This window comes from Stenotrophomonas maltophilia, from assembly GCF_006970445.1.
Classification (GTDB): domain Bacteria; phylum Pseudomonadota; class Gammaproteobacteria; order Xanthomonadales; family Xanthomonadaceae; genus Stenotrophomonas; species Stenotrophomonas maltophilia_AU.
Window position 1 is genome coordinate 245,318 of the sequence record NZ_CP033877.1, and the last position, 24,136, is coordinate 269,453.

Annotated in this window: 20 protein-coding genes and 1 riboswitch; of the genes, 12 read left to right on the forward strand and 8 right to left on the reverse strand. The window is 65.4% G+C overall.

Annotated features, from left to right (window positions below; genetic code table 11):
• Positions 1–477: 477 nt before the first annotated feature.
• From EGM71_RS01015 to EGM71_RS01030, 4 genes are all read left to right on the forward strand, one after another.
• Complete coding sequence (locus EGM71_RS01015; protein WP_188487169.1) at positions 478–2,880, forward strand: ribonucleoside-diphosphate reductase subunit alpha; 2,403 nt, start codon at positions 478–480, stop codon at positions 2,878–2,880.
• Positions 2,881–2,998: 118 nt separating this feature from the next.
• Positions 2,999–4,018: a ribonucleotide-diphosphate reductase subunit beta gene (locus EGM71_RS01020; protein WP_008264781.1), complete on the forward strand. Its 1,020-nt coding sequence runs from the start codon at positions 2,999–3,001 to the stop codon at positions 4,016–4,018.
• Between the two features lie 581 nt (positions 4,019–4,599).
• Complete coding sequence (locus tag EGM71_RS01025) at positions 4,600–5,004, forward strand: hypothetical protein (protein ID WP_188487171.1); 405 nt, start codon at positions 4,600–4,602, stop codon at positions 5,002–5,004.
• Between the two features lie 28 nt (positions 5,005–5,032).
• On the forward strand, positions 5,033–6,169 hold the full coding sequence (locus tag EGM71_RS01030; RefSeq protein ID WP_188487173.1) for an XVIPCD domain-containing protein: 1,137 nt from the start codon (positions 5,033–5,035) through the stop codon (positions 6,167–6,169).
• A gap of 170 nt (positions 6,170–6,339) precedes the next feature.
• Here the strand turns inward: EGM71_RS01030 and EGM71_RS01035 are convergent, their stop codons facing one another.
• A complete protein-coding gene (locus EGM71_RS01035) occupies positions 6,340–6,975 on the reverse strand; it encodes a LysE family translocator (RefSeq protein ID WP_188487175.1) in 636 nt (211 codons plus the stop codon).
• Between the two features lie 152 nt (positions 6,976–7,127).
• Between EGM71_RS01035 and EGM71_RS01040 the strand changes: the two genes are divergently transcribed.
• The 5 genes from EGM71_RS01040 (at position 7,128) to EGM71_RS01060 (ending at position 11,162) form a co-directional block, all read left to right on the forward strand.
• A complete protein-coding gene (locus EGM71_RS01040; protein ID WP_004153688.1) occupies positions 7,128–7,529 on the forward strand; it encodes an acyl-CoA thioesterase in 402 nt (133 codons plus the stop codon).
• Positions 7,530–7,585: 56 nt separating this feature from the next.
• Positions 7,586–8,392 (forward strand): NAD-dependent protein deacetylase, encoded by an 807-nt coding sequence (locus tag EGM71_RS01045; protein ID WP_188487177.1) that lies wholly within the window; start codon positions 7,586–7,588, stop codon positions 8,390–8,392.
• A gap of 119 nt (positions 8,393–8,511) precedes the next feature.
• On the forward strand, positions 8,512–9,612 hold the full coding sequence (locus EGM71_RS01050) for an NADH:flavin oxidoreductase/NADH oxidase (RefSeq protein WP_188487179.1): 1,101 nt from the start codon (positions 8,512–8,514) through the stop codon (positions 9,610–9,612).
• Between the two features lie 193 nt (positions 9,613–9,805).
• Complete coding sequence (locus EGM71_RS01055) at positions 9,806–10,306, forward strand: hypothetical protein (RefSeq protein WP_188487181.1); 501 nt, start codon at positions 9,806–9,808, stop codon at positions 10,304–10,306.
• A gap of 100 nt (positions 10,307–10,406) precedes the next feature.
• Complete coding sequence (locus tag EGM71_RS01060; RefSeq protein ID WP_188487183.1) at positions 10,407–11,162, forward strand: hypothetical protein; 756 nt, start codon at positions 10,407–10,409, stop codon at positions 11,160–11,162.
• 26 nt (positions 11,163–11,188) lie between these two features.
• Here the strand turns inward: EGM71_RS01060 and EGM71_RS01065 are convergent, their stop codons facing one another.
• On the reverse strand, positions 11,189–12,100 hold the full coding sequence (locus tag EGM71_RS01065; protein ID WP_188487185.1) for a LysR family transcriptional regulator: 912 nt from the start codon (positions 12,098–12,100) through the stop codon (positions 11,189–11,191).
• A gap of 114 nt (positions 12,101–12,214) precedes the next feature.
• On the opposite strand from EGM71_RS01065, the gene purU reads away from it, so the two are divergent.
• On the forward strand, positions 12,215–13,066 hold the full coding sequence (gene purU, locus EGM71_RS01070; RefSeq protein WP_029550788.1) for a formyltetrahydrofolate deformylase: 852 nt from the start codon (positions 12,215–12,217) through the stop codon (positions 13,064–13,066).
• Positions 13,067–13,352: 286 nt separating this feature from the next.
• Here the strand turns inward: purU and pncA are convergent, their stop codons facing one another.
• The 4 genes from pncA to EGM71_RS01090 form a co-directional block, all read right to left on the reverse strand.
• A complete protein-coding gene (gene pncA / locus EGM71_RS01075; protein WP_188487186.1) occupies positions 13,353–13,979 on the reverse strand; it encodes a bifunctional nicotinamidase/pyrazinamidase in 627 nt (208 codons plus the stop codon).
• A 55-nt stretch (positions 13,980–14,034) separates the two neighbouring features.
• The gene (locus EGM71_RS01080) at positions 14,035–14,721 is read right to left on the reverse strand and encodes an epoxyqueuosine reductase QueH (protein ID WP_430544070.1); all 687 of its coding nucleotides are present in this window, start codon (positions 14,719–14,721) and stop codon (positions 14,035–14,037) included.
• A gap of 160 nt (positions 14,722–14,881) precedes the next feature.
• A riboswitch (cobalamin riboswitch) is annotated at positions 14,882–15,111 on the reverse strand.
• 82 nt (positions 15,112–15,193) lie between these two features.
• Positions 15,194–16,603, reverse strand: a complete 1,410-nt coding sequence (locus tag EGM71_RS01085) for a nicotinate phosphoribosyltransferase (protein WP_188487190.1) — start codon at positions 16,601–16,603, stop codon at positions 15,194–15,196.
• A gap of 64 nt (positions 16,604–16,667) precedes the next feature.
• Entirely contained in the window at positions 16,668–17,717 is a 1,050-nt protein-coding gene (locus EGM71_RS01090) for a bifunctional nicotinamide-nucleotide adenylyltransferase/Nudix hydroxylase (protein WP_430544071.1), read from the reverse strand.
• 194 nt (positions 17,718–17,911) lie between these two features.
• Between EGM71_RS01090 and EGM71_RS01095 the strand changes: the two genes are divergently transcribed.
• Complete coding sequence (locus EGM71_RS01095; protein WP_188487192.1) at positions 17,912–19,804, forward strand: patatin-like phospholipase family protein; 1,893 nt, start codon at positions 17,912–17,914, stop codon at positions 19,802–19,804.
• A 73-nt stretch (positions 19,805–19,877) separates the two neighbouring features.
• On the opposite strand, the gene EGM71_RS01100 is transcribed toward EGM71_RS01095, so the two are convergent.
• Positions 19,878–20,831, reverse strand: a complete 954-nt coding sequence (locus EGM71_RS01100; RefSeq protein WP_188487194.1) for a DUF1028 domain-containing protein — start codon at positions 20,829–20,831, stop codon at positions 19,878–19,880.
• A gap of 303 nt (positions 20,832–21,134) precedes the next feature.
• Positions 21,135–22,502, reverse strand: coding sequence for a helix-turn-helix domain-containing protein (locus tag EGM71_RS01105; RefSeq protein ID WP_188487196.1), 1,368 nt, complete (start codon positions 22,500–22,502; stop codon positions 21,135–21,137).
• 115 nt (positions 22,503–22,617) lie between these two features.
• On the opposite strand from EGM71_RS01105, the gene EGM71_RS01110 reads away from it, so the two are divergent.
• On the forward strand, positions 22,618–24,123 hold the full coding sequence (locus tag EGM71_RS01110; protein ID WP_188487197.1) for a CoA-acylating methylmalonate-semialdehyde dehydrogenase: 1,506 nt from the start codon (positions 22,618–22,620) through the stop codon (positions 24,121–24,123).
• Positions 24,124–24,136: the final 13 nt, after the last annotated feature.

A 24,136-nucleotide genomic window follows, 5' to 3' on the forward strand; every position in this document is an offset into this window, starting at 1 on the left:
CTCTGGCAGGCCGGAAGTCACCCGTCCACCGGATTCCCACCGGCTGCCCACCACCTATCCACAGGGTTGTCCCTAGCCAGCTTCATCACTGTCATGTGAAGCTGTCATTGTTCCGTTTCCGCGGTGCGTTGTACCACCGCAATGACGCCTTTCGGGCTTGACTGCGCAGCCCGTTCCGGCAGGTCTGAAGCGTCTGATCCGGGCGCCGATGGCACGATCCTTGCGGCGCAAGGGATTGCCGAATTTCACTACATTTGGCGTTGACGGACCCCATTACCCCCACTATCTTGTGGCCGTCGGTCGCAGCAACCCCAATTCCAGGGGTTGCCCGGGGTACCCATCCGCGATCGTCAACGGCAGTGGCAGGCGCAGGGTCTCATCCCCTGCGACGCCGTCCTGCCATCCTGGGCTGTCATGTCCCGGGCTGCGTCACCCGATGCATCGAGCACCCCCAATCACGCCAAGAGGACACACGCCGTGAGCACCGAATCCAGCGCCACCATCGAGAAGGAAAGCGAATTCCTGTTGACGTCGCCGCCGACGGCCAACGCGATGAGTGTGACCAAGCGCAATGGGACCACCGAACTGGTGGACCTGAACAAGATCGTGCGCGCGGTGCAGCGTTCCTCCGAAGGCCTGCACGCCGTCGATCCGATGCGCGTGGCCACCCGTACCATTTCCGGCCTGTACAACGGTGCCACCACCCGCGAGCTGGACGAACTGTCCATCCGCACCGCCGCCCTGCTGATCGGTGAAGAGCCCGAGTACGGCCGCCTGGCTGCGCGCCTGCTGGCCAACTACATCGCCAAGGAAGTCTCGGGCCAGGAAATCTACGCCTTCTCGCAGTCGGTCAGCCGTGGCCATGAAGTCGGCCTGATCAACGACCGCCTGCTGAACTTCGTGCAGACCAACGCGCGCAAGCTCAACGATGCCATCGACATCTCGCTGGACCTGAACTTCGATTACTTCGGCCTGCGCACCCTGTACGACCGTTACTTGCTGCGCCACCCGCACACCCGCAAGGTGATCGAGACCCCGCAGCAGTTCTTCCTGCGCATCGCCAGCGCGCTGAGCGAGGACGTGTCCGAGACCCTGGCGCTGTACAAGCGCATGGGCAACCTGGACTACCTGCCGTCCAGCCCGACCCTGTTCAATTCCGGCACCACCCACGAGCAGCTGTCCTCGTGCTTCCTGCTGGATTCGCCGCAGGACTCGCTGGAGTCGATCTATTCCAAGTACGGCGACATCGCCCAGCTGTCGAAGTTCTCCGGCGGCATCGGCGTCAGCTACACCCGCGTGCGTTCGCGTGGTTCGCTGATCAAGTCGACCAACGGCCACTCCAACGGCATCGTGCCGTGGCTGAAGACCATGGATTCGTCGGTGGCCGCGGTGAACCAGGGCGGCAAGCGCAAGGGCGCGGCCTGTGTGTACCTGGAGACCTGGCACGCCGACGTCGAGGACTTCCTCGAACTGCGTGACAACACCGGTGACGAAGCCCGCCGTGCGCACAACCTGAACCTGGCCAACTGGGTGCCGGACCTGTTCATGAAGCGCGTCGAAGCCGACCAGGAATGGTCGCTGTTCGATCCGCGCGTCGTGCCGGAGTTCACCGACCTGTTCGGCGAAGCCTTCGAGCAGGCCTACCTGCAGGCCGAAGCCCAGGGCAAGGCCAACCGCACCATCTCCGCCCGCAAGCTGTACGCCCGCATGATGCGTACGCTGGCCGAGACCGGCAACGGCTGGATGACCTTCAAGGACAAGTGCAACCGCGCCAGCAACCAGACCCTGCGCGCCGGCAACGTGATCCACCTGTCGAACCTGTGCACGGAAATCCTGGAAGTCACGTCCAACGATGAAACCGCGGTGTGCAACCTGGGTTCGATCAACCTGGGCAACCACTTCGACGAGCACAACGAGTTCGACTTCGAGAAGCTGGCCGAGACCGTGCGCCTGGCCGTGCGCCAGCTCGATCGCGTCATCGACCTGAACTTCTACCCGATCGAAACCGCCCGCCGCGCCAACCTGCGCTGGCGTCCGGTCGGCCTGGGCTGCATGGGTCTGCAGGACGTGTTCTTCCGCAAGCGCCTGCCGTTCGACAGCGCCGAAGCCCGTGCCCTGTCGAAGAAGATCGCCGAAGCGATCTACTTCCACGCGCTGGAAACCTCCTGCGAGCTGGCCCAGGAACGTGGCAAGCACCCGTCGTTCAACGACACCCGCGCCGCCGGTGGCGAACTGCAGTTCGACGCCTGGAACGTGGTGCCGGAAGACACCGCACGCTGGGATGCCCTGCGCGCCCGCATCAAGGAACACGGCCTGCGCAACTCGCTGATGATCGCGATCGCCCCGACCGCGACCATCGCCTCGATCGCCGGCTGCTACGAGTGCGTCGAGCCGCAGGTGTCCAACCTGTTCAAGCGCGAGACCCTGTCCGGTGACTTCCTGCAGGTCAACCGTTACCTGGTCAACGAGCTGAAGAAGCTGGGCCTGTGGACCGCCGACATGCGCGATGCCATCAAGCTGGCCGAAGGCTCCATCGCGGGTGTGGCACAGATTCCGGAAACGCTGCGCGAGGTCTACCGCACTGCGTGGGAACTGCCGATGCGTTCGCTGATCGACATGGCCGCCGAGCGTGGCGCCTTCATCGACCAGTCGGCCTCGCTCAACCTGTTCATGGAAAGCCCGAACATCGGTGCGATGTCCTCCATGTACATGTACGCCTGGAAGCAGGGCATCAAGACCACCTACTACCTGCGTTCGCGCCCGGCCACCAAGATCGCCAAGACCACGGTGAGCGCCGCCGCACCGGCCAAGGTGTTCAGCCCGGACGAAGCCATCGCCTGCTCGCTGGAAAACCCGGAAGCCTGCGAGGCCTGCCAGTAAGAGCGGCACCGCCGCGCGGTAGTGCCGGCCGCTGGCCGGCAACCCCGGCCAACGATCATCACCCACGGTAGCGCCGGGCCATGCCCGGCGGCTCACCCAGGATTTCAAGGAAACACCCATGGCCGACAAGCCCAAGCAGATGCTGCTCGATCCCGGTTTTGAACTGACCCTGCGCCCGATGCGCTACCCGCAGTTCTATGACATGTACCGGAATGCGATCAAGAACACCTGGACGGTGGAAGAGATCAACTTCCAGATCGACATCACCGACCTGCACAGCAAGATGTCGCCGGGCGAGCGTCACCTGATCCACCGCCTGGTCGCGTTCTTCGCCACCGGCGACTCGATCGTGTCCAACAACCTGGTGCTGAACCTGTACCAGCACTTGAACGCGCCGGAAGCGCGCATGTACCTGTCGCGCCAGCTGTATGAAGAAGCGCTGCACGTGCAGTTCTACCTGACTTTGCTCGACAACTACCTGCCGGATCCGGAAGAGCGCGTCAAAGCGTTCGCCGCGGTGGAGAACATCGACTCGATCAAGAAGAAGGCCGATTTCTGCTTCAAGTGGATCGACTCGATCCAGGACCTGAAGCGCATCGAGACCCGCGCCGAGCGTCGCCAGTTCCTGCTCAACCAGATCTGCTTCGCTGCATGCATCGAAGGCCTGTTCTTCTTCGCCGCCTTCGCCTACGTGTACTACTTCCGTTCGCGCGGCCTGCTGCCGGGCCTGGCCTCGGGCACCAACTGGGTGTTCCGCGACGAGAGCGCGCACATGGAGTTCGCGTTCGAGTCGGTGCGCGTGGTGCGTGAGGAAGAGCCGGACCTGTTCGATGACGAGATGAAGCAGCAGGTCTACGACATGCTGGCCGAAGCCATCGAATGCGAAGTGCAGTTCGCCGAGGACGTGCTGTCCGGCGGCGTGGCCGGCATCTCGACCCGTGACATGCGCCAGTACCTGCAGCATTGTGCCGACCAGCACTTCGCCAAGCTGGGCATGGAAAAGAAGTACAACGTGCGCAACCCGCTGCCGTTCATGGAACTGCAGGACGTGCAGGAACTGACCAACTTCTTCGAACGCCGCGTCTCGGCCTACCAGGTCGGCGTGCAGGGCGAAGTCGCCTTCGACATGAACTTCTGATCGAAGAGGTCAGGCCTGTCGCAACGAAGAACCCCGGCCAATGCCGGGGTTTTTTGTTTCTGTAGCGTCGAGCCATGCTCGACTGCTGTTCGCAAGAAAGTCGAGCATGGCTCCACTCTACAATCAGCGCCGCCCTTCCACCGCCATGCGCACCGCCAACCCGGCCAGCACCTTGCGTGGATGTCGGTTATCCATTCCCGAGCCGTTGCCAGCGGGCTTATGGTTGATGGATTCACATACCACTTTTGCCAGCGGCGAAGACTGTGGATCCGTTTTACCGAGCCTACTTGCCGCATCGGCGGCTGAGTGCCCGAGGCCAGTGACCTGCTTGATTCCGGACGCTGTGCTAGATTCGCGAAAGCGGGGCTGCTGCGAGAGGTACTTTCATGGATGCATGGGTCGAGAAATCCGCTTCTTCATCAAAAGGTGAACCTCGGGGCAGCCCCTGGATAGCAGGGTGTGGCTACCTCACGACAGTTATTGCGGCGTTGGTACTGCCAGCATGTTCGAGCGGTGCGCCCCCAACCCCCTCATATCATTTGGATCAAAGGCAGTCCGTCAAATCAGGGAGTGACATTGGTATGGAGCGATTCAAGAACGACATCGAGCGTTTGATCAGCGTGCGTTTTGATGATGTCGATGCATTGAATGAACAGCTTCACACGCACCTGGGAGCGCCGACTCGACAGGGTTTGAGGGACGAGCGGATTGCAGAGCGCGGAATGTTGGGTGACCTTGAGGTCCGGAACATCAAGCTGAGAAGTGCTGCCGATGATCCTGCGCATGCGAACCTGATCTTTGAGGTCGCGCCACCGAGCATTGCACTCGAGGAAGTTAGTTGGGAGGGCTCCATCGTAAATCCACCTCACCCCGATGCGTCTGGCTCCCGCCCTTACTGGTCTGCGCAAGTGAACGGTGCAGAGGTCGTGCTCGGGCTCGCGGCCGACAACGTGACGCTGACCTACGTATCGATCAGGCAGCGCTAACCACCTGTCATTGCGAAGGAACCGCACCATGGAGCGTTCTGAAGAAGCTGGACTGCCACAGCAGCAGGAGGGGGGACGCCCAGGAGCCGCACGTCGTCCTGCATCACCATTGGCCGACCCGTCGTTTACGCCGATTCTGGCGAAATCCACAACACTTCAAGCGGGTCTCGCCCAAGCAGGTCGTGACGGTCTGGATGTTGTCTGGGGGCAAGCCGGTGGCGGCACCTATCTTGTTCCTGGTGTGAAGATCGTTATTGACGAGAATGCGATCGGGCAAGGCCCCAGAATCACACGTTCTCTTTCTCACGAAGTTGGGCACCATCTCTTCACCGAAGGCCCGGATCGGACTTCCAAGCAAGCCTATGTAAACAGCTTGTTGCGAGGAGAAGCCGCCGCGACGCTGAGCAATGTCCAGGTGCAGCGCGAAATCCTCGCGGCTGGTGGACCGGACATTGGCGTGTCAGGCACGGGTAATCGGCCACAGCAGTATGGAGCCATTGCGGTGGAGCTCCAGGCTGGACGGATCAATCGAAGCCAAGCGCTTGGACAGATCGCTGAGGTGTTCAAGACGGAGGCCCCGTCTGTTGGTCCTCATGCGAATTACGAGCTCTACTACGGCGCGTTCTATGACCAGCACATAGCGCCCTCGCAACGGCGGCGCAGGCCGGAGCCAGAACTTGACGCCGAACGCACTGCGGTTGCGGAGAGAGTTGCCACTTCCATCAACGACTCTCCGTCGCTGCGTCGGGTTTCTTCTTCAATAGCTGAACTTGGTGATGCAGATCGTTCTCTCTATATGCAGATAAGGGCTGGTGTGGAACGCCTGGACGCCGAGCATGGGAAGCCATGGGACGAGTCGAGCCAGCGGATGACCGTGAGCCTGTTGGTACTGGCCAAGGAGCAGGGGCTTTCGCGGGTCGACCATGTTGTGCTCAACAACCCGACAGAAAGCTTGGCTCGTGGGGAGAGGGTCTTCATAGTGGAAGGGGCAATGGATGATCCTGCCCATCGCCGAGGAGACATGGATACGATGGATGCGCTTCGTGCACCTGAGGCGGAGTCGCTTCATCGTGCTGATGCGTTGAATCAATCGCAAGCACGAGGCCTTGAACAACAGCCGGTACAGCCTGTTCATACGCAGGACGGTCCATCGTTCTTGAGATAAGAATATCGCTGCGGCATCGAAGGCGCATATGTCGCGGCCCACAGTGCAGACTTCATGGATAAGCCCGTCATGCAATCATGGAGCGCGATGGTTGGGGCGGTGATACCGGTTGTTCCCTTCCACCAATGCTGCAGGGGTATCAGGCGGAAAAGCGACGTCGCCCAGGGTCATCAGCGCCGTCCTTCCACCGCCATGCGCACCGCCAACCCGGCCAGCACCGTGCCCATCAACCAGCGCTGCACCATCTGCCAGGTGGGACGCGCGGCCAGGAAGCCGGCGATGCTGCCAGCGGTCAACGCGATCATGCCGTTCACGCTGACGCTGACCAGGATCTGGGTGGAACCCAGCACGATCGACTGCATCAGCACACTGCCTTCGCCATCGGGATGCAGGAACTGCGGCAGCAGCGACAGGTACATCACCGCCACTTTGGGGTTCAGCAGATTGGTCAGGAAGCCCATCGTGAACAGCTTGCGCGGGCTGTCCTGCGGCAGGTCGCGCACCGCGAACGGCGAACGGCCACCGGGCTTGAGTGCCTGCCAGGCCAGGTACAGCAGGTACAGCGCGCCACCGATGCGCAGCGCGTCGTAGGCGAACGGCACGGTCATCAGCAGGGCGGTGATGCCCAGTGCCGCACACAGCATGTAGAACACGAAGCCCAGCGCCACTCCGCCCAGCGAGATCAGGCCAGCCATCGGCCCCTGGCAGATCGAGCGCGAGATGACGTAGATCATGTTCGGCCCAGGGGTGAGCACCATGGCCAGCGAAACCAGCGCAAAGGCCAGCAGGTCGGAAGTGGCGGGCATGAGCGGTCCTGGCAGTGGGCGTGGCGCAGTGTAACGCCTGCCGCAGGCGCGGCCTGCGCAGGCACCGCTGCCGGGTGACCGTTGCGCGTGCATTCCGATGGCCATCACGCCGGTCGCTTAGAATCCGCAGCACCCCACACCGAAGCACCCCCATGACCCCGATCCCCGAGACCGTGCCGCCCACCGAAGTGCGCATGGCCGAAATCGTCTTCCCCAACCACACCAACCACCTCGGCACCCTGTTCGGTGGCCAGGCATTGGCGTGGATGGACAAGGCCGCCTTCCTGGCCGCCGCCCGCTATTCGCGGCGCACGGTGGTGACCGCGCGCAGCGACCAGGTCGACTTCAAACTGCCGATCCGCATCGGCCAGATGGTGGAAACCATCGGCCGCATCGTCGAAGTCGGCCGCAGCTCGATGAAGGTCGAGGTGGAACTGGTCGCCGAAGACCTGCACAGCGGCGAGCGCAAGCTGTGCACCCGCGGCCACTTCGTGATGATCGCGCTGGACGAGGAAGGCCACCCGATCGCGGTGCCTCCGCTGCCGGCGGCCTGAGTACGCCGGCTGAACCGGTGCTTGCGGGGGCGCTGCAGCGCCCCCATCTGGCAGCCATGACCCCGCCACTGACCGACTTCATCAACCGCGCCCAGCGCCTGTTCGTGCTGACCGGCGCCGGTTGCAGCACCGCCTCGGGCATTCCCGATTACCGGGATACCGACGGCCAGTGGAAACGCACGCCGCCGGTGACCTACCAGGCGTTCATGGGCGAGGCAGCCACCCGCCAGCGCTACTGGGCGCGCAGCCTGCTGGGCTGGCCGCGCTTCGGCCTGGCCCGGCCCAACGGTACCCACCAGGCCCTGGCTGCCCTGGAACGCTGCGGCAAGCTGCAGCTGCTGCTGACCCAGAATGTGGACGGCCTGCACCAGCGTGCCGGCAGCCACAATGTGATCGACCTGCATGGCCGCCTGGATCGGGTGCGCTGCATGGGCTGCGAGCGCCGCAGTGGCCGCGAGGAGTTCCAGCAGCGGCTGCTGGACGCCAATCCCGGCTGGGATGCGCTGGAGGCCGGTATCGCCCCCGATGGCGATGCCGACCTGGAGACCGATTTCTCCACGTTCGTGGTGCCCGATTGCGCCTACTGCGGCGGCCTGTTGAAGCCGGATGTGGTGTTCTTCGGCGAAAACGTGCCGCGCGAACGCGTGGCCGCGGTGCACGATCACCTGCAGCAGGCCGACGCCGTGCTGGTGGTGGGCTCGTCGCTGATGGTCTATTCCGGCTTCCGCTTCGTGCAGGCGGCCGCCAAGGCAGGGTTGCCGGTGGCGGCGCTGAACCGCGGTCGCACCCGTGCCGACGACCTGCTGCAGTTCAAGGACGAGCGCGATTGCGCTGAAGCGCTGGCTGGATGGGCTTCGTGTTGAGCCGAGCCCACGCTCGGCTGAAGTAGATCGCACGAAACAGCGATCCATCCAGGCGGTTGATCCGGGAGCCGCGCAGCGGTGCAATACGCACCCTCCATCCGCCTGTCCCCCGCATCGCCGTGACCCAGCTGTTTTCGCCGATCTCGTTCGGCCCCCTGACCCTGTCCAACCGCATCGTGATCGCGCCGATGTGCCAGTACTCCGCCGAAGACGGTCGCGCCAGCGACTGGCACGCCATGCACCTGGGCAACCTGGCGCAGTCCGGCGCCGGCCTGTTGATCCTGGAAGCCACCGCGGTCGAGCCGCGCGGCCGTATCAGCTGGGCCGACCTGGGCCTGTGGGATGACGGCACCGAGGCCGCGCTGGCACAAGTGCTGGCCAGCGTCCGCCGCTGGTCGCCGATGCCGCTGGGCATCCAGCTGGGCCATGCCGGCCGCAAGGCATCGGTGAAGCGTCCGTGGGACGGTGGTGGCCAGCTGCCAGCCGATGATGCGCGTGGCTGGGCCACCGTGGCGCCGTCGGCGCTGCCGTTCCATGCCGCCGATCCGGCGCCGCAGGAACTGGACGAGGCCGGCATCGCCGAGCTCATCGCCGCTTTCGCCGCCAGTGCGGTGCGTGCCGAGCGCCTGGGCTTCGAGCTGATCGAGCTGCATGCCGCGCACGGTTACCTGCTGCACCAGTTCCTGTCGCCGCTGAGCAACCGCCGCACCGACGGCTATGGTGGCTCCCTGCCGAACCGCCTGCGCCTGCTGGTGGAGGTGTTCGACGCCGTGCGTGCGGCGGTGTCCGACAAGATCGCCGTGGGCGTGCGCATTTCCGCCAGCGACTGGGTCGAGGGTGGCTGGGACCTGGTGCAGAGCGAAGCACTGGCCCAGGTGCTGGACGCGCGCGGCTGCAACTTCCTGCATGTCTCCAGCGGTGGCCTGGACGAGCGCCAGAAGATCACCGTCGGCCCCGGTTACCAGGTGCCGTTCGCCGCGGCGATCAAGGCCAAGGTGCGCATGCCGGTGATCGCGGTGGGCATGATCACCGAACCGGAACAGGCCGAGTCGATTCTGCGCCACCGCCACGCCGATGCCGTGGCCCTGGCGCGCGGCATCCTCTACGACCCGCGTTGGCCGTGGCACGCTGCCGCAGCATTGCGCGACAGCGTGGACGCTGCGCCCCAGTACCTGCGCTGTGAGCCACGCGATGCGCGCGGCGTGTTCAAGGCGCGCTGACGCAATCTGCGAGCGCATTGTGACGCTTCAGGATGCAGGGGATCTACGAGGCGGCGAGTTGCGGCATAGCCTGTCGCAACGAACTAGGAATGATTGCGGATACCACTTTATGTGAATGACACCTCATTGCGCTGGGTGCGGACATTGCAACGTTGAGCTGCACACACGGTTGTGCAGCCAATGGAGAAACGCAATGAAACCCATGATGCTGGTTGTTCTGCTCTCGGCTTTCTCACTGCCTCTATCAATGCCTGCCGTCGCAGGTGATGACGTGGCGAGTGTCACCGGGGCGGAGAATGTCTCGCTCATGCACGCCCCTGTGAACTCGCGGGGGCGGCTTGATCTTCATATGATCGAGCTCTCTCCCGAATCCCCACTGATGTTGCTTTCACCCCTTGCGCGCAAGCAGTTTGTCGATTCGCTGGTGTTTGGAGATCGGGGACTGGCCAGCTTCAGCTACGAGCCCATCGTCTCCGAACTGAGTGCAGGTGAAGCCTATCGGCTCCTGTCACTCTTCGGGGCACAGCGCGCAATTGTGCACATCCCGGGATTGCGGCAGGAGTCGGAAGCGGATCATGTGGTCGTGCAGTCGGCCAATCCAAACCCGGTATTCGAAGATTATCCGCGCTACGCCTGTTCAGGGCGTGCGACCTGTTCAACCTCCATGAGCAGCATCTGCATGTCGAGTTGCTGATCGCATGATTGGTCGCATGCTGCTTTGGTGTTTGCTGCTGCCCACAAGTACGTGGGCAGCAACTCCAGTAGACGCTCAACTGCGTGAAATGGACCGGGAGATGTTGGCCGCTGGCGCTTCGGACCGAGTCGAGAAGCTGGCGGATACCTATTCGTCATGGGAGTCTTCCAGATCATCAGGGGATGGTTGCGGCAGTTTGAGCAATCTGGATCTTGAGGCCGCGTTCCGCGCCAGCTTCTACATCTCAATGTACGTTGGAGACGAGAAATGGCTTGGCAAGGTCCGATGCATTCATGCAGAACTGGGGCGGAGAGGTATTGCCACAGAGACAACGCACCGGAAAATGCACGCGGTTCTGGTGCAGGTTCGACATTTTGCTGAGGCCAATGCGCTGCGTGAGATGGCGTCATTGCGTGTAGATGAACTTCCCGAGATAGAGCGGAACGCGCCTGGCCAGCAGGGCGTTCTCCACCCTCTTGCGAGTGGAAAGCTGGAATGGCGGGGGTGGACGTACAGGCAGGGATTGGAGGTGGTCGCCTATGTCAGTCCGGCATGCGCTCCCTCGCGACGCGCGATGCACGTGATCATGAACGAACCAGAATGGACATGGATTCGATCCAGCGTGCGCTTTGTCGTGCGTCGATCTCCTGCATGGCCGCAGCCGGGTGTCAGCGAGTGGAACAGAAGCAATCCCTCTCATCCCATGTTGCTCCAAGCGGGGCCCGCGGGCTGGAAAGAACTGGATGTCCATGAAACTCCGGTATTCCATGTTTTCAGGAATGGGCAGCGCCTGCGCACCCTGACAGGATGGGCAGAGGCCAGTGCTCACCTGATGAGCCTGAAGGAGAGTTTCTGACCGCGAAGGCCCTCCGCTCTTCCCCGTCACACCCGCCAGGCCGGCGCGATGCCAGCCTGCAGGTGCTCGAACAGCGCGCGGATCTTGGCGGTGAAGTCGCGACGGTCGCTGACGCAGAAATAGACATCCATCGGCTCCGGGCGCCATGCGGTGTCGGCGCCGAACACCGGCGTCAGGCGCCCATCGCGCAGGTACGGCTCGGCCACGAACGCGGCCAGCCGGGTGATGCCGGCACCGGCCGCCGCCAGCGACCCCAGCGCATCGATGTCATCGCAGACCATGCTCGGCGGCAGCGCGGCGTCCACGCGCTGGCCGTCCTTCAGCAGGCCCCAGCGCAGCGGCCGGCCATCGGTGGGGAAGCGGTGCAGCAGCCCGCGATGGCTGCCCAGTTCCGAGGGTTCCTGTGGCGTGCCATGGGCCTTCAGGTAGGTTGGCGAGGCGCAGAACACGAACGGAACACGCGCCAGCTGCCGCGCGACCACGCCATCCTCCAACTGTGCCCCGATGCGGATGCTGGCATCCACCGCTTCCGGGCCATGCTGCACGGCGCGGTCGGTCAGGCGCAGCTCCAGCTGCAGTTGCGGGTAGCGCTGCTGCAGTGAAGGCAGCAAGGGGGCAAGCACATGGCGACCGAAGGCGCTGCTGCTGGCGATGCGCAGCGGCCCGGCTGGTTCGATGTCACCGGCAGTGACCATCGCCTGCGCGCGCGCCAGGTCGGCTTCGATGTGGCGCACCTGCGCCAGGTACAGCGCGCCGGCCTCGCTGAGGGCCAGCTGGCGCGTACTTCGATTCAGCAACCGTACGCCCAGATGCGCCTCCAGCCGGTTGATGTTCTGGCCGACTGCGGTGGCGCTGATGCCAAGGATGCGGGCCGCGGCGGCAATGCTGCCGGTCTCTGCGGTGCGGGTGAAGCTGCGGATCAGTTGCAACAGGTTCATGACCGACCAGCTTGCCACGGGGAGTCCCAAGTATCGCTTGGGACTGAACCAAGCAGGTCGGTTGCATCGGTGACCATCGATCCATCGGGCGGGGCACTGCCCTACACTCGGGCGATGCGCCCTGATTCCATTCTTACCCTGTCCTGCCCCGACCGTACCGGCATCGTCTATCGCGTATCCGGCCTGCTGTTCGACCACGGCTGCAACATCCTCGACGCCCAGCAGTTCGGCGACGAGGAAAGCGGCCGCTTCTTCCTGCGCGTGCATTTCGACCGCGATGCCAGCCTGCCGCTGGAGACCGTGTACGCCGCCATGGCCACGCTTGCCGAAGGCTTCGGCATGGACTGGCAACTGCATGATGGCCGCCGCCGCGCACGCCTGCTGGTGCTGGTCAGCAAGCAGGGGCACTGCCTCAACGACCTGCTGTTCCGTGCCCACAGCGGCCAGCTGAAGGTCGACATCGCGGCAGTGGCGTCCAACCACGCCGACTTCGCACCATTGGCCGCGTCCTACCAGGTGCCGTTCCACCACCTGCCGGTGACCGCCGATACGCGTGCGGTGCAGGAGCAGCAGATCATCGACCTGGTCGAGCGCGAGCGCATCGACCTGGTGGTGCTGGCGCGCTACATGCAGATCCTGTCACCCACGCTGTGCCGCGCGCTGGCCGGCCGTGCGATCAACATCCACCACAGCTTCCTGCCCAGCTTCAAGGGCGCGCAGCCGTATCACCAGGCGCACGCGCGCGGGGTCAAGATCATCGGGGCCACCGCGCACTACGTCACCGAGGATCTGGACGAAGGCCCGATCATCGAGCAGGACGTGGCCCGCGTGGACCACGCGATGGCACCGCGCGAGCTGGTGCGGCTGGGTAGCGATACCGAATCGCTGGTGCTGGCACGCGCGGTTCGCCGCCATGTGGAGCACCGCATCCTGCTCAACGGGCACCGAACGGTGGTGTTCCGGTAATCGCCCATCCCGCGTCCGCCGGGCATGGCCCGGCGCTACCACGGGTGCTATCCGGTAGTGCCGGCCGCTGGCCGGCAACTGCAGAGATCCCGAGGTTGCCGGCCAGCGGCCGGCACTACCGAATCCTGATTTCATCCAATGAAAAGCCCCCGGTTCGGCCGTCCCGCGATCTGTAGGGGGCGTAGTTAGGGGGCTGGATGAATCGATTGTGTTGTCGTGGGCAGGAGCGCGCAAGCGGCATAAGCGACGTGCGCGGTAGCGCCGGGCCATGCCCGGCGGTCACGCCTCAGGCGATCGCGATCCCTGCCTTGCCCAGCGCTTCGCGTACCATCGCATCGTTGGCTTCGGTCACCGGCCGGGTCAGGTCCCACAGGAACTTCACCCGGAAGCCGGACTTCACCGCGTCCTGCGCGCTCCACAGCACGCAGTAGTCGCGGGCCAGGCCGCACACGTGCACTTCGCGGATGCGGCGTTCGTGCAGCCAGCCGGCCAGGCCGGTGGCCGGGCGCTCGCCCTCGGGGCCGTGGTTCTCGCGGAAGGCGCTGTACGAATCCACCTGTTGGCGCGTGCCCTTGCGCAGGATCAGGTCGGCCGCAGTCCAGTCCACGCCCGGATGCAGGACGGCACCGGCGCTGCCCTGCACGCAGTGGTCGGGCCACAGGGTCTGCGGCTGCGCATGCAGCAGGATGGTCTCGAACGGACGCTGGCCGGGGTGCTGGCTGGCAAACGAGGCGTGGTCGGCCGGGTGCCAGTCCTGGGTCGCCACCACGGTGCGGTAGCGGTGCTGCGCCAACAGTCCGGCAATCGGTGCCACCAGCGCATCGCCCTGGTCGCAGGCCAAGGCGCCCCCGGGCATGAAGTCCGGCTGCAGGTCGATCACCAGCAGGGCGACATCGGCGGGCAGGGCGGTCATGGCAGTTCCGGTACAACAGAAGGGGCGACCAGCGTGGCCGCCCCATGCCTGCACGTCAATCGCCCTGCGGTGTCTCAGCGTCCTGCCCGTAGTACAACAGGCCGATCTTGATCCGCTCGCGGCCATTCTCGCGGCGATGGCGGTTGGCATCGCGCAGCGAGTACACGCAGCCGCAGTACTCCTGCTGGTAGAACTGCTCGCGCTTGCTGATCTCGATCATGCGGCTGGCACCGCCGCCCTTGCGCCAGTTGTAGTCCCAGTACTGCAGGCCTTCATAGCGCGACGCGGCACGGATGCCGCAGTCGTTGATCTGCGCCATGTTCTTCCAGCGCGAGATGCCCAGCGAAGAACTGATGGTGTCGTAACCATGTTCGTGCGCGTACAGCGCAGTACGTTCGAAACGCATGTCGAAGCACATGGTGCAGCGGATGCCGCGTTCGGGTTCGTTCTCCATGCCGCGCGCACGGCTGAACCAGTTGTCGGTGTCGTAGTCGCAGTCGATGAACGGGATGTCGTGCTGTTCGGCGAAGCGGATGTTCTCCTGCTTGCGCAGCTCGTATTCCTTCACCGGATGGATGTTGGGGTTGTAGAAGAAGATCGCGTAGTCGATCCCGGAGGCGGTGATCGCCTCCATCACTTCGCCGGAGCAGGGCGCGCAGCATGAATGCAGCAGCAGGCGCTTGCCATCGGCGGGCAGGGTCAGGGCAGGGCGTTGGAGTTCGGTCATCGTCAGGTACCGCATGGACCGCCGGCGACGGCGGTGGCCCATGCATCAGCGCGTGGGGAACAGGTCTGGCCGGATACCGTGAAAAGGACGCGCGCGGCCATGCTGCCTGCATGCGCAGGACAACGACGGCCCCGGCAACCTCCCCGCGGAGATTCCAGGTCGAGTCAGGGGACGGTCGTGTCCCCCGGCCGGGGCCGGTATTCGGGCTGATGGACACGGGCCGCAGCCCACCTACTACCCACCGCTTCCCAGGCGCGAGCCCAGTGCTGTTGGCAGGATTCGTTTCCATTCACCGCTGCGGGGCAGCTCCGGAATGGGCGCGCGAGGCGCCTTCACCGGATTCCCGTTTAAATCCCTCCCCGCGCCGGAGCGATGGGAGGGATACCTTCGGCGTGTGCAAAGTGGACCTGTTGGTGGCGCGGGTCAAGAGCGCAGGGGTCAGAGCCGTTGCGCTGCAACGGGAGCCGACCCCGGTCGGGATGCACCTTCAACGCCCCGCCGCCGCCCGCGTGCGGATGTCGTCCATCCGCTGATCGTGCAGCAGGCGGCCGTTCTCCCACACGGTCACCATCGCGTCTTCGAAGCCGGTCGGCAGCGTTTCGTCACCGCTGGGAGGCAATGCCACCGTATGCAGGCTGCCGTCATCCAGGCGCCGCAGCAGGCGCATGCGGCCGCGCTTGCTGGTCTTGCCCGCATCGGTGACCGGATCCTTGTAGACGTCGATCCATTCGCCCCCGACCCTCGCCGCCGAGCACTTCAGTGCGAACTTCTGCGTATCGCGGTCCAGCCGCTGCAGCAGGGCACCGCCCATGCCGAAGGCCACATTGTCCGCGGCGTAGCCGTCATGGGTGATGCGCTGCAGGATGGCGCGGATCGTATCCGGGTTGATGCCATCGCCCTGGATCACCCGCACGTGGTTGAGCACGCGGTAGCCCTTGCTGTTGATCGCGTGGCCGAAGGCTTCATCCAGTCGGTGCAGGCTTTCGGCCACCACCTCCACCGGGTCGCCCGAGTCCGGGCGGATGACCAGGGTGGCACCCGAGGCGATCACTTCTTCGCGCAGGGTGGTACCCCAGTGCTCGCTGATCGCGCGGTAGATGTCATAGCTGTCCGATACCACCGCCACGATCGCACCGGGCTTGCCGAACTGGCGCAGCATGTTGCGATACGCGTCCACCTCGCGCTCGCGGCCCCAGCTGGTGATGGTGCTGTGCTCGGCGGCGGGAATCGAATAGCCGGCCATCGGCGCGTGATAGTGCGCGCGGGCCAGGCACAGGGCCGATACGGTATCGGTGCCGAGGAAGTTGACCAGATGTGCGGCACCGCCCAGCGCGGCCGATTCCAGGCTCGATACACCGCGCGCGCCGAAGTCGTGCAGCTTGAACGGCAGCTGCCCCTGCGGATCGTCGCTGGTCTGCTGCAGGAACGCGGCAATGGTCTGCCGTGCATGCCAGCTGATGGTGGCCACGGTGACCGGGTACCACACGCGCAGCAGCAGCGTTTCCAGGTACGACGGCACCCAGAACGCGGCCGGATCTGTCGATTCAATGGTCATCAGTGCCTGGTGGGTGGGCACCACGCTGCCCTCCGGCACGGCGCGGATGCACACCGGCAGGTGGCCGCCAAGCCGGTCGACGATATCGCGCCAGCCGGCCTCGTTGAACGGTTCGCCATGGGCGGCGAATACCGCAGCAGCGTCGTCGATGTCGGCGTGGGTGACCGGCCGTGCCAGGGCGTCCTTGAGGATCGCCTGCAGGCCGAAGAACACCGTGCGATCGTGCAGGCCGCCACGTGATTCCACGTAGAAGAACGTGGCATCGGTACCCGGCGGGTACTGCAGCCAATGGCTGGCCTTGTAGCTGTCGGTGTTGAGGAGAAGATTATCGAGGTAGTGCATGACGGAAGCTCCTTCGCGTCGAGTGACACCAGCGGTCTATCCGCCAGTGGGGAGGCCGGGCCTGTCAGCCGCGGCCGAGGAAATACTCCAGGATGTGCAGGTGGTCTTCGAACAGCTGCGGGCCCATGTCCAACGCTTCACTCACCGGTATCCAGCGCGCCTTGTCGGCGTCGTCGCCGCCGCGCACCGGCGGCAGTTCGCCGGCCGGGAATTCGAAGTGGAAGCCGTGGGTGATGGTGCGGCCGCGCTGGCTGCGGTCGGGGTGGTCGAAGACCTGCTGGCTCTTCAACGAACCCTTCAGCACCGGCAGCGGAATCTTCAGCCGGGTTTCCTCGCGCAGTTCGCGCAGGCAACTGTCGAGCAGGCTCTGTTCCTGGCCGACGAAACCGCCGGGCAGCGCCCACAGCCCCTTGCCGGGTTCCGAACGGCGCCGCACCAGCAGCACGTGGCCCGAATGCACGACCACCGCATCGGTGGTGACGAAGGTGGGCGCGTACGGCGCATCCTTCCAGGCTGCCTTGTACTGTTCGATGAAGCGGTACTCGGCCACCAGCTGGCCATACGCAGGCGCGCTTTTGCGGAACGCTTCGAGCATGTCGTACACCGGCGCCGGCACATTGCCACGCAGCATCAGCAGCGCACCGTGGAAGTCGACGTCGCCGGCCTCGAACAGGTAGCGCCGCAGCTCGGTGGCCGACAGGGTGGCGGTGTGCTGCACGTCCACCAGCGGCCACTGCGGGAATTCCCGCAGATAGTAGCTGGAGGCATCCTTGTCCATGCCGATCAGGCCCACCTTGGCATCGGCAGCGGCGCCATCGTTGCGCAGGGCTTCGGCCACCTGGCGTTGTACGTTGGCGATCCACTGCGCTTCGTTGTACAGGTGGTCGCGCAGGGGCCGGATCAGCAGGCGGTCGGTGTGGCCATCGAGGGCAGCCTGGATCATCACGGCGCGTTCGGCCACGGTCCAGGGATTGCGGAGGCTGCGGGGAGTATCGGCAGAGCCGACCAGGAAGATCAGCTTGCGGGCCCGGCTCAGGGCCAGGCGGGCAACGGCGGCGTGGCCGTTGTGGAAGGGCTCGAATCGCCCGATGAAGACGAGATAGTCGAATTCCATGAGAATCCCTCATGTTGTTTTGGCAGCCGCGGGTCTGTCCCTTGGCTTGCTGCAGATGCTACGCCGATGGCAGGGCGGGTCAAGCCTGCAGGCAGGCCATCGGCTGAACGCCGGAGATTCCTGCCGGGACTGCGGTGGTGTTCTCAGGCCCTGAGAAGCCTCTGCGCCATACTGGCACCCACGCGGCGGACGGCATGCTCGGGGGCAAGACAGTGGCGGACAAGTACTGCGATCTGGTCATGAAAGGCGGCATCACCAGCGGCATCGTGTACCCCAATGCGGTACTGGCGCTGGCGCGCGAGTATCGCTTCAAGAGCATCGGCGGCACCTCGGCCGGTGCCATCGCTGCGGCGGTGGCGGCTGCGGCGGCGTGCGGTGATCGCCGTCAGCAGGCGGGCGATCACCTGCCCGGCGATGCCGGCTACGGCGGGTTGTCGGCGGTGTCGGCGCAGCTGTCGCGGCGCGGCTTCATCTACAGCCTGTTCCAGCCGGCCCGTGGCGCACGCGCCGCCTACCGGCTGCTGGTGGTGCTGACCGGCAATGCCCGCCTGCCGCACAAGCTGCTGTGCCTGGCCGTTGCGGTATTCGAGATCGCGCCGCTGGAAGTGCTGGTGTCGCTGGCGCTGCTGCTCGGTCTGGGCTGGTGGGGCGGTGGCTGGAGCGGTGTGGCTGCCACGCTGCTGCCATCACTGCTGTGCGCGTACGGTGCGGGAGTGGCCGGTGCCGCGCTGCGTGTGGCACGGGTGGCGCGGCGCAACCTGCTGGGCCTGTGCAGCGGCCTCGGCCGCGATGCACGCACGCCGGCATTGACCGAGTGGCTGCATGAATGCCTGCAGCAGCTGTCCGGCAAGCCGCTGGATGCACCGCTCACTTTCGCCGACCTGCACGACGCGCCGCGCTACGCCGGTGAGCCGGACAGCCCGCATGCGATCAGCCTGCAGATGATCACCACCTGCGTGTCGCACAACGAGCCGCGCACGCTGCCGCTGGGCGGTGCGCAGTTCTGGTTCCTGCGCGAGGAGTTCGAGCAGCTGTTCCCCGCCAGCGTGGTGCAGTGGCTGGTGACGCAGGCCGGCCCGCCGCTGGAGGTGGAAGGGCGGCAGTACTACCACCTGCCGCAGGGCCCGAAGCTGCCGGTGCTGGTGGCCACTCGCATGAGCCTGAGCTTCCCGCTGCTGATCAGCGCGGTGCCGCTGCATGAGCCCTCGCGCCGCGAGCGCCGCTGTGAACCGACCGCGCCTGCGGCCGACCAGGAGCACAACGTGGCCGACAGCATGGAAGGGCTGACCAGTGCCGGGCAGGCCTGCGGCCCGGTGATCACCGCGTTCCGCATCTGCTGGTTCTCCGATGGTGGCATCAGCAGCAACTTCCCGATCCATCTGTTCGATGCCGCGTTGCCGCGCTGGCCGACCTTTGCCATCAATCTGGTCTACCCGCAGCACGCCGAAGACGTGAGCCACGGCAGCAGTGGCCGACAGGCGCTGGAACATGCCGTGTTCCTGCCCACCGAGAATCGTCACGGCTGGCAGCGGACCTACCAGTCGATCGCCACGCCGTTGGCGGCCGCCGAGCTGGGCCGCTTCCTGTTCGCGGTGGTGGCGACCATGCAGAACTGGCGCGATCTGCTGCAGGCGCGCGCGCCGGGTTACCGCGACCGTATCGTGCACGTCAGCCTGCAGGGCGACGAAGGCGGCATGAACCTGGACATGCCGCAGGAGGTGCTGACCCGCATCGCCGACAAGGGCAGCCTGGCCGGTGCGCGCTTCTGTTCGTTCTCGTTCGAGAACCACTACTGGATCCGCTGGCGCAACCTGGCCTCGGCCTACCAGCGCTACACGCTGGAAGTGGCGCGTACCGATGACCCGGCGCAGCAGGTGCTGGCCTACCGTGCGGCGTACTCGATGGTTGCCCGCGGTGAGCCGACGCCGCCGTCGTACAAGCTGGGCTCGGAAGACAAGCGGCTGGCCTCGCAGCAGCTGTGGGGCTTGATGGTCGAGCAGGGACGTACCTGGGAGGACCTCGGCCCCGACCTCACCGACGGTACACCGCGCCCGTTGCCGCAGATGAAAGTGACGCCGATCTACTGATCTCCGCCGTGGCCGATTGAACTGTTCTGGTGGGTGCCGACCTTGGTCGGCACGATCTGCTCCCTGCGGTGCTTCATCGCCAGGGTGCAACCACCGCATCACCCTGCAAGGGTGCATACAACGGCAGCGCCAGCTCCTGCTTCACCCAGCCCGGATTGAGCGCACGCAGGCCGGCCAGGTATTCGCGGGCCAGCGCGATATCCCCTTGCCGCATGGCCAGGCGCGCAGCGCGCGCCCAGGTGCGGTCCCAGCCGTGGGCCAGTGACAACGAGGACGCCAGCGCAGCGCGCGCACCTGCCACATCGCCGTTTTCCCAACGCTGCTCGGCCTGGATGATCGCCTCGTTGGACAGGCGCATGTCGTACAGCTCGCGCAGCCTCGCGACCGCACGCGGGTCGGCGTCCACGCGCAGGTCGGTGTCCTGCCAGTCGCCTCCTGGCGTGCGCACCAGCAGCGCGGCCGACCACTGCCCACTGCGCTGGCCGCCCGCGGCCTGGCCGGCTTCCAGCGCCGCCAGCAGGCGTGTGGCCAGCGCTCCGTGCGAAGCCGTAAAGGTACGTTGCATTGCCGCCAGCACGTCCGGTCCGGCCAGGCCATTGCCCTGCACGCTCAACATGCCGTCGCCGTGCGCACCGGCCCAGCTGGCCTGCTGCGCGGTGGCGCCGGTGTACTGCGCATTGCCGCCGCGCGCACTGACCAACCCCACCTGGCGCTCGGCGAGGGTGGTGCCATCGAAGTTGCCGTCTTCATCCAACAGCTGCTTCAGCACCTGCGCAGGCGTGCGACCCTTGGCCAGTAGTTCAAGGCCTTTCGACCCATAGGTCGGGTTGGTCTCGAACTGGCTGGCGACCGCGCCCACTTTGGCCTGTGCCCACGGCACACCCACGCCCCCGACCGCCAGGTTGTGCGTGGCCACCGCCACCCCGCAGTCGCCGGCCTCGTTGCAGGCGGTAATGGAAAAGGTCGCCCACGCCGGCGCGGCGGTGGCAGTGAGCAGCAGGGCCAGGCAAGAGCGCAACAGGGACATGGGTGTCTCCATGGGCAGGCATTGCATTGGGATGCAGCCTACGCACGAAAGGTTTAGTAGATCCACGCCATGCGTGGATGGAATCCGATCGAGATCGAATATTTCGAACCTTCATCGAAGCGCATCCACGCATGGCGTGGATCTACCGTGTCGACCAAGGTCGACACCTACCAACAGCAGCGTGCCGACCAACGGTCAGCCCCCCGCATCCCACGGAATGCCAGCTTTTGCCTTTGTTGTTGCTGTTGCCGGCCAGCGGCCGGCACTACCACGGGTGCAGGGCGCAGCCCTGCCGAACCAACCCTACCGCCCCGGCAACTGCGCGAACGCGCGCTGCATGCAGTCCTCGCGCGGGCACACCCGGCAACCCGGGCCGATCGATACCGAATTGCCCGGGCTCTGCACATCCAGCCCCAGCGAATACACCAGCCGCTCGGCATGCTGCAGATCGCAGCCCAGCGCCACCGCGAAGGTCTTGCGTGGCTGGCCATGGCCGACCGGGCCGCTGCTGACCTGCCGCGCCAGCCAGAAATGGCGGCGCCCGTCGGGCATGCGCGCGGTCTGGGTAAGGATGCGGCCGGGCTGGTTGAACGCCTCGTAGACGATCCACAGCGGGCACGAGCCGCCCACCTGCGAGAAGTGGAAATCGGTGGCCGAATGGCGTTTGGACACGTTGCCGGCACGGTCCACGCGGATGAAGAAGAACGGCAGGCCGGGCGCGCTGCGCCGCGCCAGCGTGCTCAGCCGGTGGCAGACCGCCTCGAAGCCGACACCGAACTGGTGTGCCAGCAGCTCGATGTCGTAGCTGCTGGATTCGGCCGCACGCAGGAAACGCATGTACGGCATCACCAGCGCGCCTGCAAAGTAGTTCGACAGGCCGATGCGGGCCTGGGCGATGCGCGCGTCATCGGTGAAGCCGGCACGCGCCACCACCGCATCGATCTGCGGCAGGTACCCGTGCAGGGCCAGTTCGGCGGCCATCTGGAACGCCTGCTGACCCGGCTCCAGATAGTCGGGCAGCCACAACCGGTGCGTGCCGGCGTCGAACTGGCGCTTCTCACGCCCGGCCTGAAGGGCGGCCACTTCCACCAGCACGCCGTGGCGGTCGGCCAACAGCTGGCGCAGCCGCGGCGCCACGTGCCCGGGCGAGAGCCCCCATTCGGCGAACAGCTGCTCGGCCAGCTCGTCCAGCTCGGGAATGTGGTTGTGCATGCGGTTGAAGAACTCACGCACCTGGTCACCGGCTGGCAGGGTGCTGCCGGCACCGGGCTCGCCCAGCTGGAATTCCAGCGCGGCGGCATGCTCGCGCAGCGCCAGGTGGCGGCGGTGCAGGTCCAGCAGCGCGCGGCTGACCTGCGGCAGGTTGCCAGCGAGGGCGCGCAGCTCGGTCGCGCTGACCTCGGCCAGGCCCAGGTCGCGCAGGGTTTCGCCCAGCGCTTCCTGCAATGCGGCGGGCTCATCTTCGTCGAACAGCGCCGAAACATCGCCGAGTACCTGGCCCAGCTTCTTCTGCACCGCCGGCGTCAGTGGACGCTTGTTGCGCTCGATCTGGTTCAGGTAGCTGGCCGACAGCCCCAGCGCCCGCGCCAGATCCGCCTGGCTGTAGCCGCGCTGTTCGCGCAGACGCAGCAGGCGCAGGCCAAGTTGTCGCTGGGGGGCTGAATAATTCACAGAATTAACATGAATCGTCTGGCGTGTTGGCCAGATTAAGCGGATTCAGCCCGGAAATCGAGGTGGGTGCTGTGAATAATGCCAAGCATCTTTCGCACCCTGTGGGATTGTCGTCATGACTGTTGCAGCGCCCCGTATCCGCATGCTGATCGATGGCCAGTTCGTTGAATCGGCCACCTCCCACTGGCAGGACGTGATCAATCCGGCCACCCAGGACGTGCTGGCCAAGGTGCCGTTCGCCACCACCGGCGAAGTGGACGCCGCCGTCGCCGCCGCCAAGGAAGCCTTCAAGACCTGGCGCAAGACCCCGATCGGCACCCGTGCGCGCATCTTCCTGAAGTACCAGCAGCTGATCCGCGAGAACATGGGCGAGCTGGCGCACATCCTTACCGCCGAACAGGGCAAGACCCTGCCGGACGCGGAAGGTGACGTGTTCCGTGGCCTGGAAGTGGTCGAGCACGCCGCCGCCATCGGCAACCTGCAGCTGGGCGAGCTGGCCAACAACGTGGCCACCGGCGTCGACACCTACTCGATCATGCAGCCACTGGGCGTGTGCGCCGGCATCACCCCGTTCAACTTCCCGGCGATGATCCCGCTGTGGATGTTCCCGATGGCGATTGCAACGGGCAACACCTTCATCCTCAAGCCGTCCGAGCAGGACCCGATGGTCACCATGCGCCTGGTCGAGCTTGCCCTGGAAGCCGGCATTCCGAAGGGCGTGCTGAACGTCGTCCACGGCGGCGAGGAAGTGGTCAACGCGATCTGCGACCATCCGGACATCAAGGCCGTGTCGTTCGTCGGTTCCACCCGCGTCGGCACCCACGTGTACAACCGGGCCTCGCTGGCCGGCAAGCGCGTGCAGTGCATGATGGGCGCCAAGAACCACGCCGTGGTGCTGCCGGACGCCAACAAGGAACAGACCCTCAACGCGATGGTCGGTGCCGCCTTCGGTGCCGCGGGCCAGCGCTGCATGGCAGCCTCCACGCTGGTGCTGGTCGGTGAAGCGCGTAGCTGGGTGCAGGACCTGGTCACCAAGGCCAAGACCCTGAAGGTCAGCGGCGGCACCGTGGCCGGCACCGACGTCGGCCCGGTCATTTCCTGCAGCGCCCGCGAGCGCGTGGAAGGCCTGATCGCCTCGGGCGTGGAGCAGGGCGCCAGGCTGGTGCTCGATGGCCGCAAGCCGCAGGTCGATGGTTTCGAGAAGGGCAACTTCGTCGGCCCGACCATCTTTGCCGGTGTCACCACCGACATGCGCATCTACCAGGAAGAAATCTTCGGGCCGGTGCTGGTCATCCTCGAAGCGGAGACGCTGGAAGAGGCCATCGCGATGGTCAACAGCAACCCGAACGGCAACGGCACCGCACTGTTCACCCAGTCCGGCGCCGCCGCGCGCAAGTTCCAGGAAGACATCGACGTCGGCCAGGTCGGCATCAACGTGCCGATCCCGGTGCCGGTGCCGCTGTTCTCGTTCACCGGTTCGCGCGCGTCCAAGCTGGGCGACCTGGGCCCGTACGGCAAGCAGGTGGTGCTGTTCTACACCCAGACCAAGACGGTCACCGCGCGCTGGTTCGATGACGAAACGCTGAGCCACGGCGTCAACACCACGATCAGCCTGAAGTAACGGCAGGAGCAGC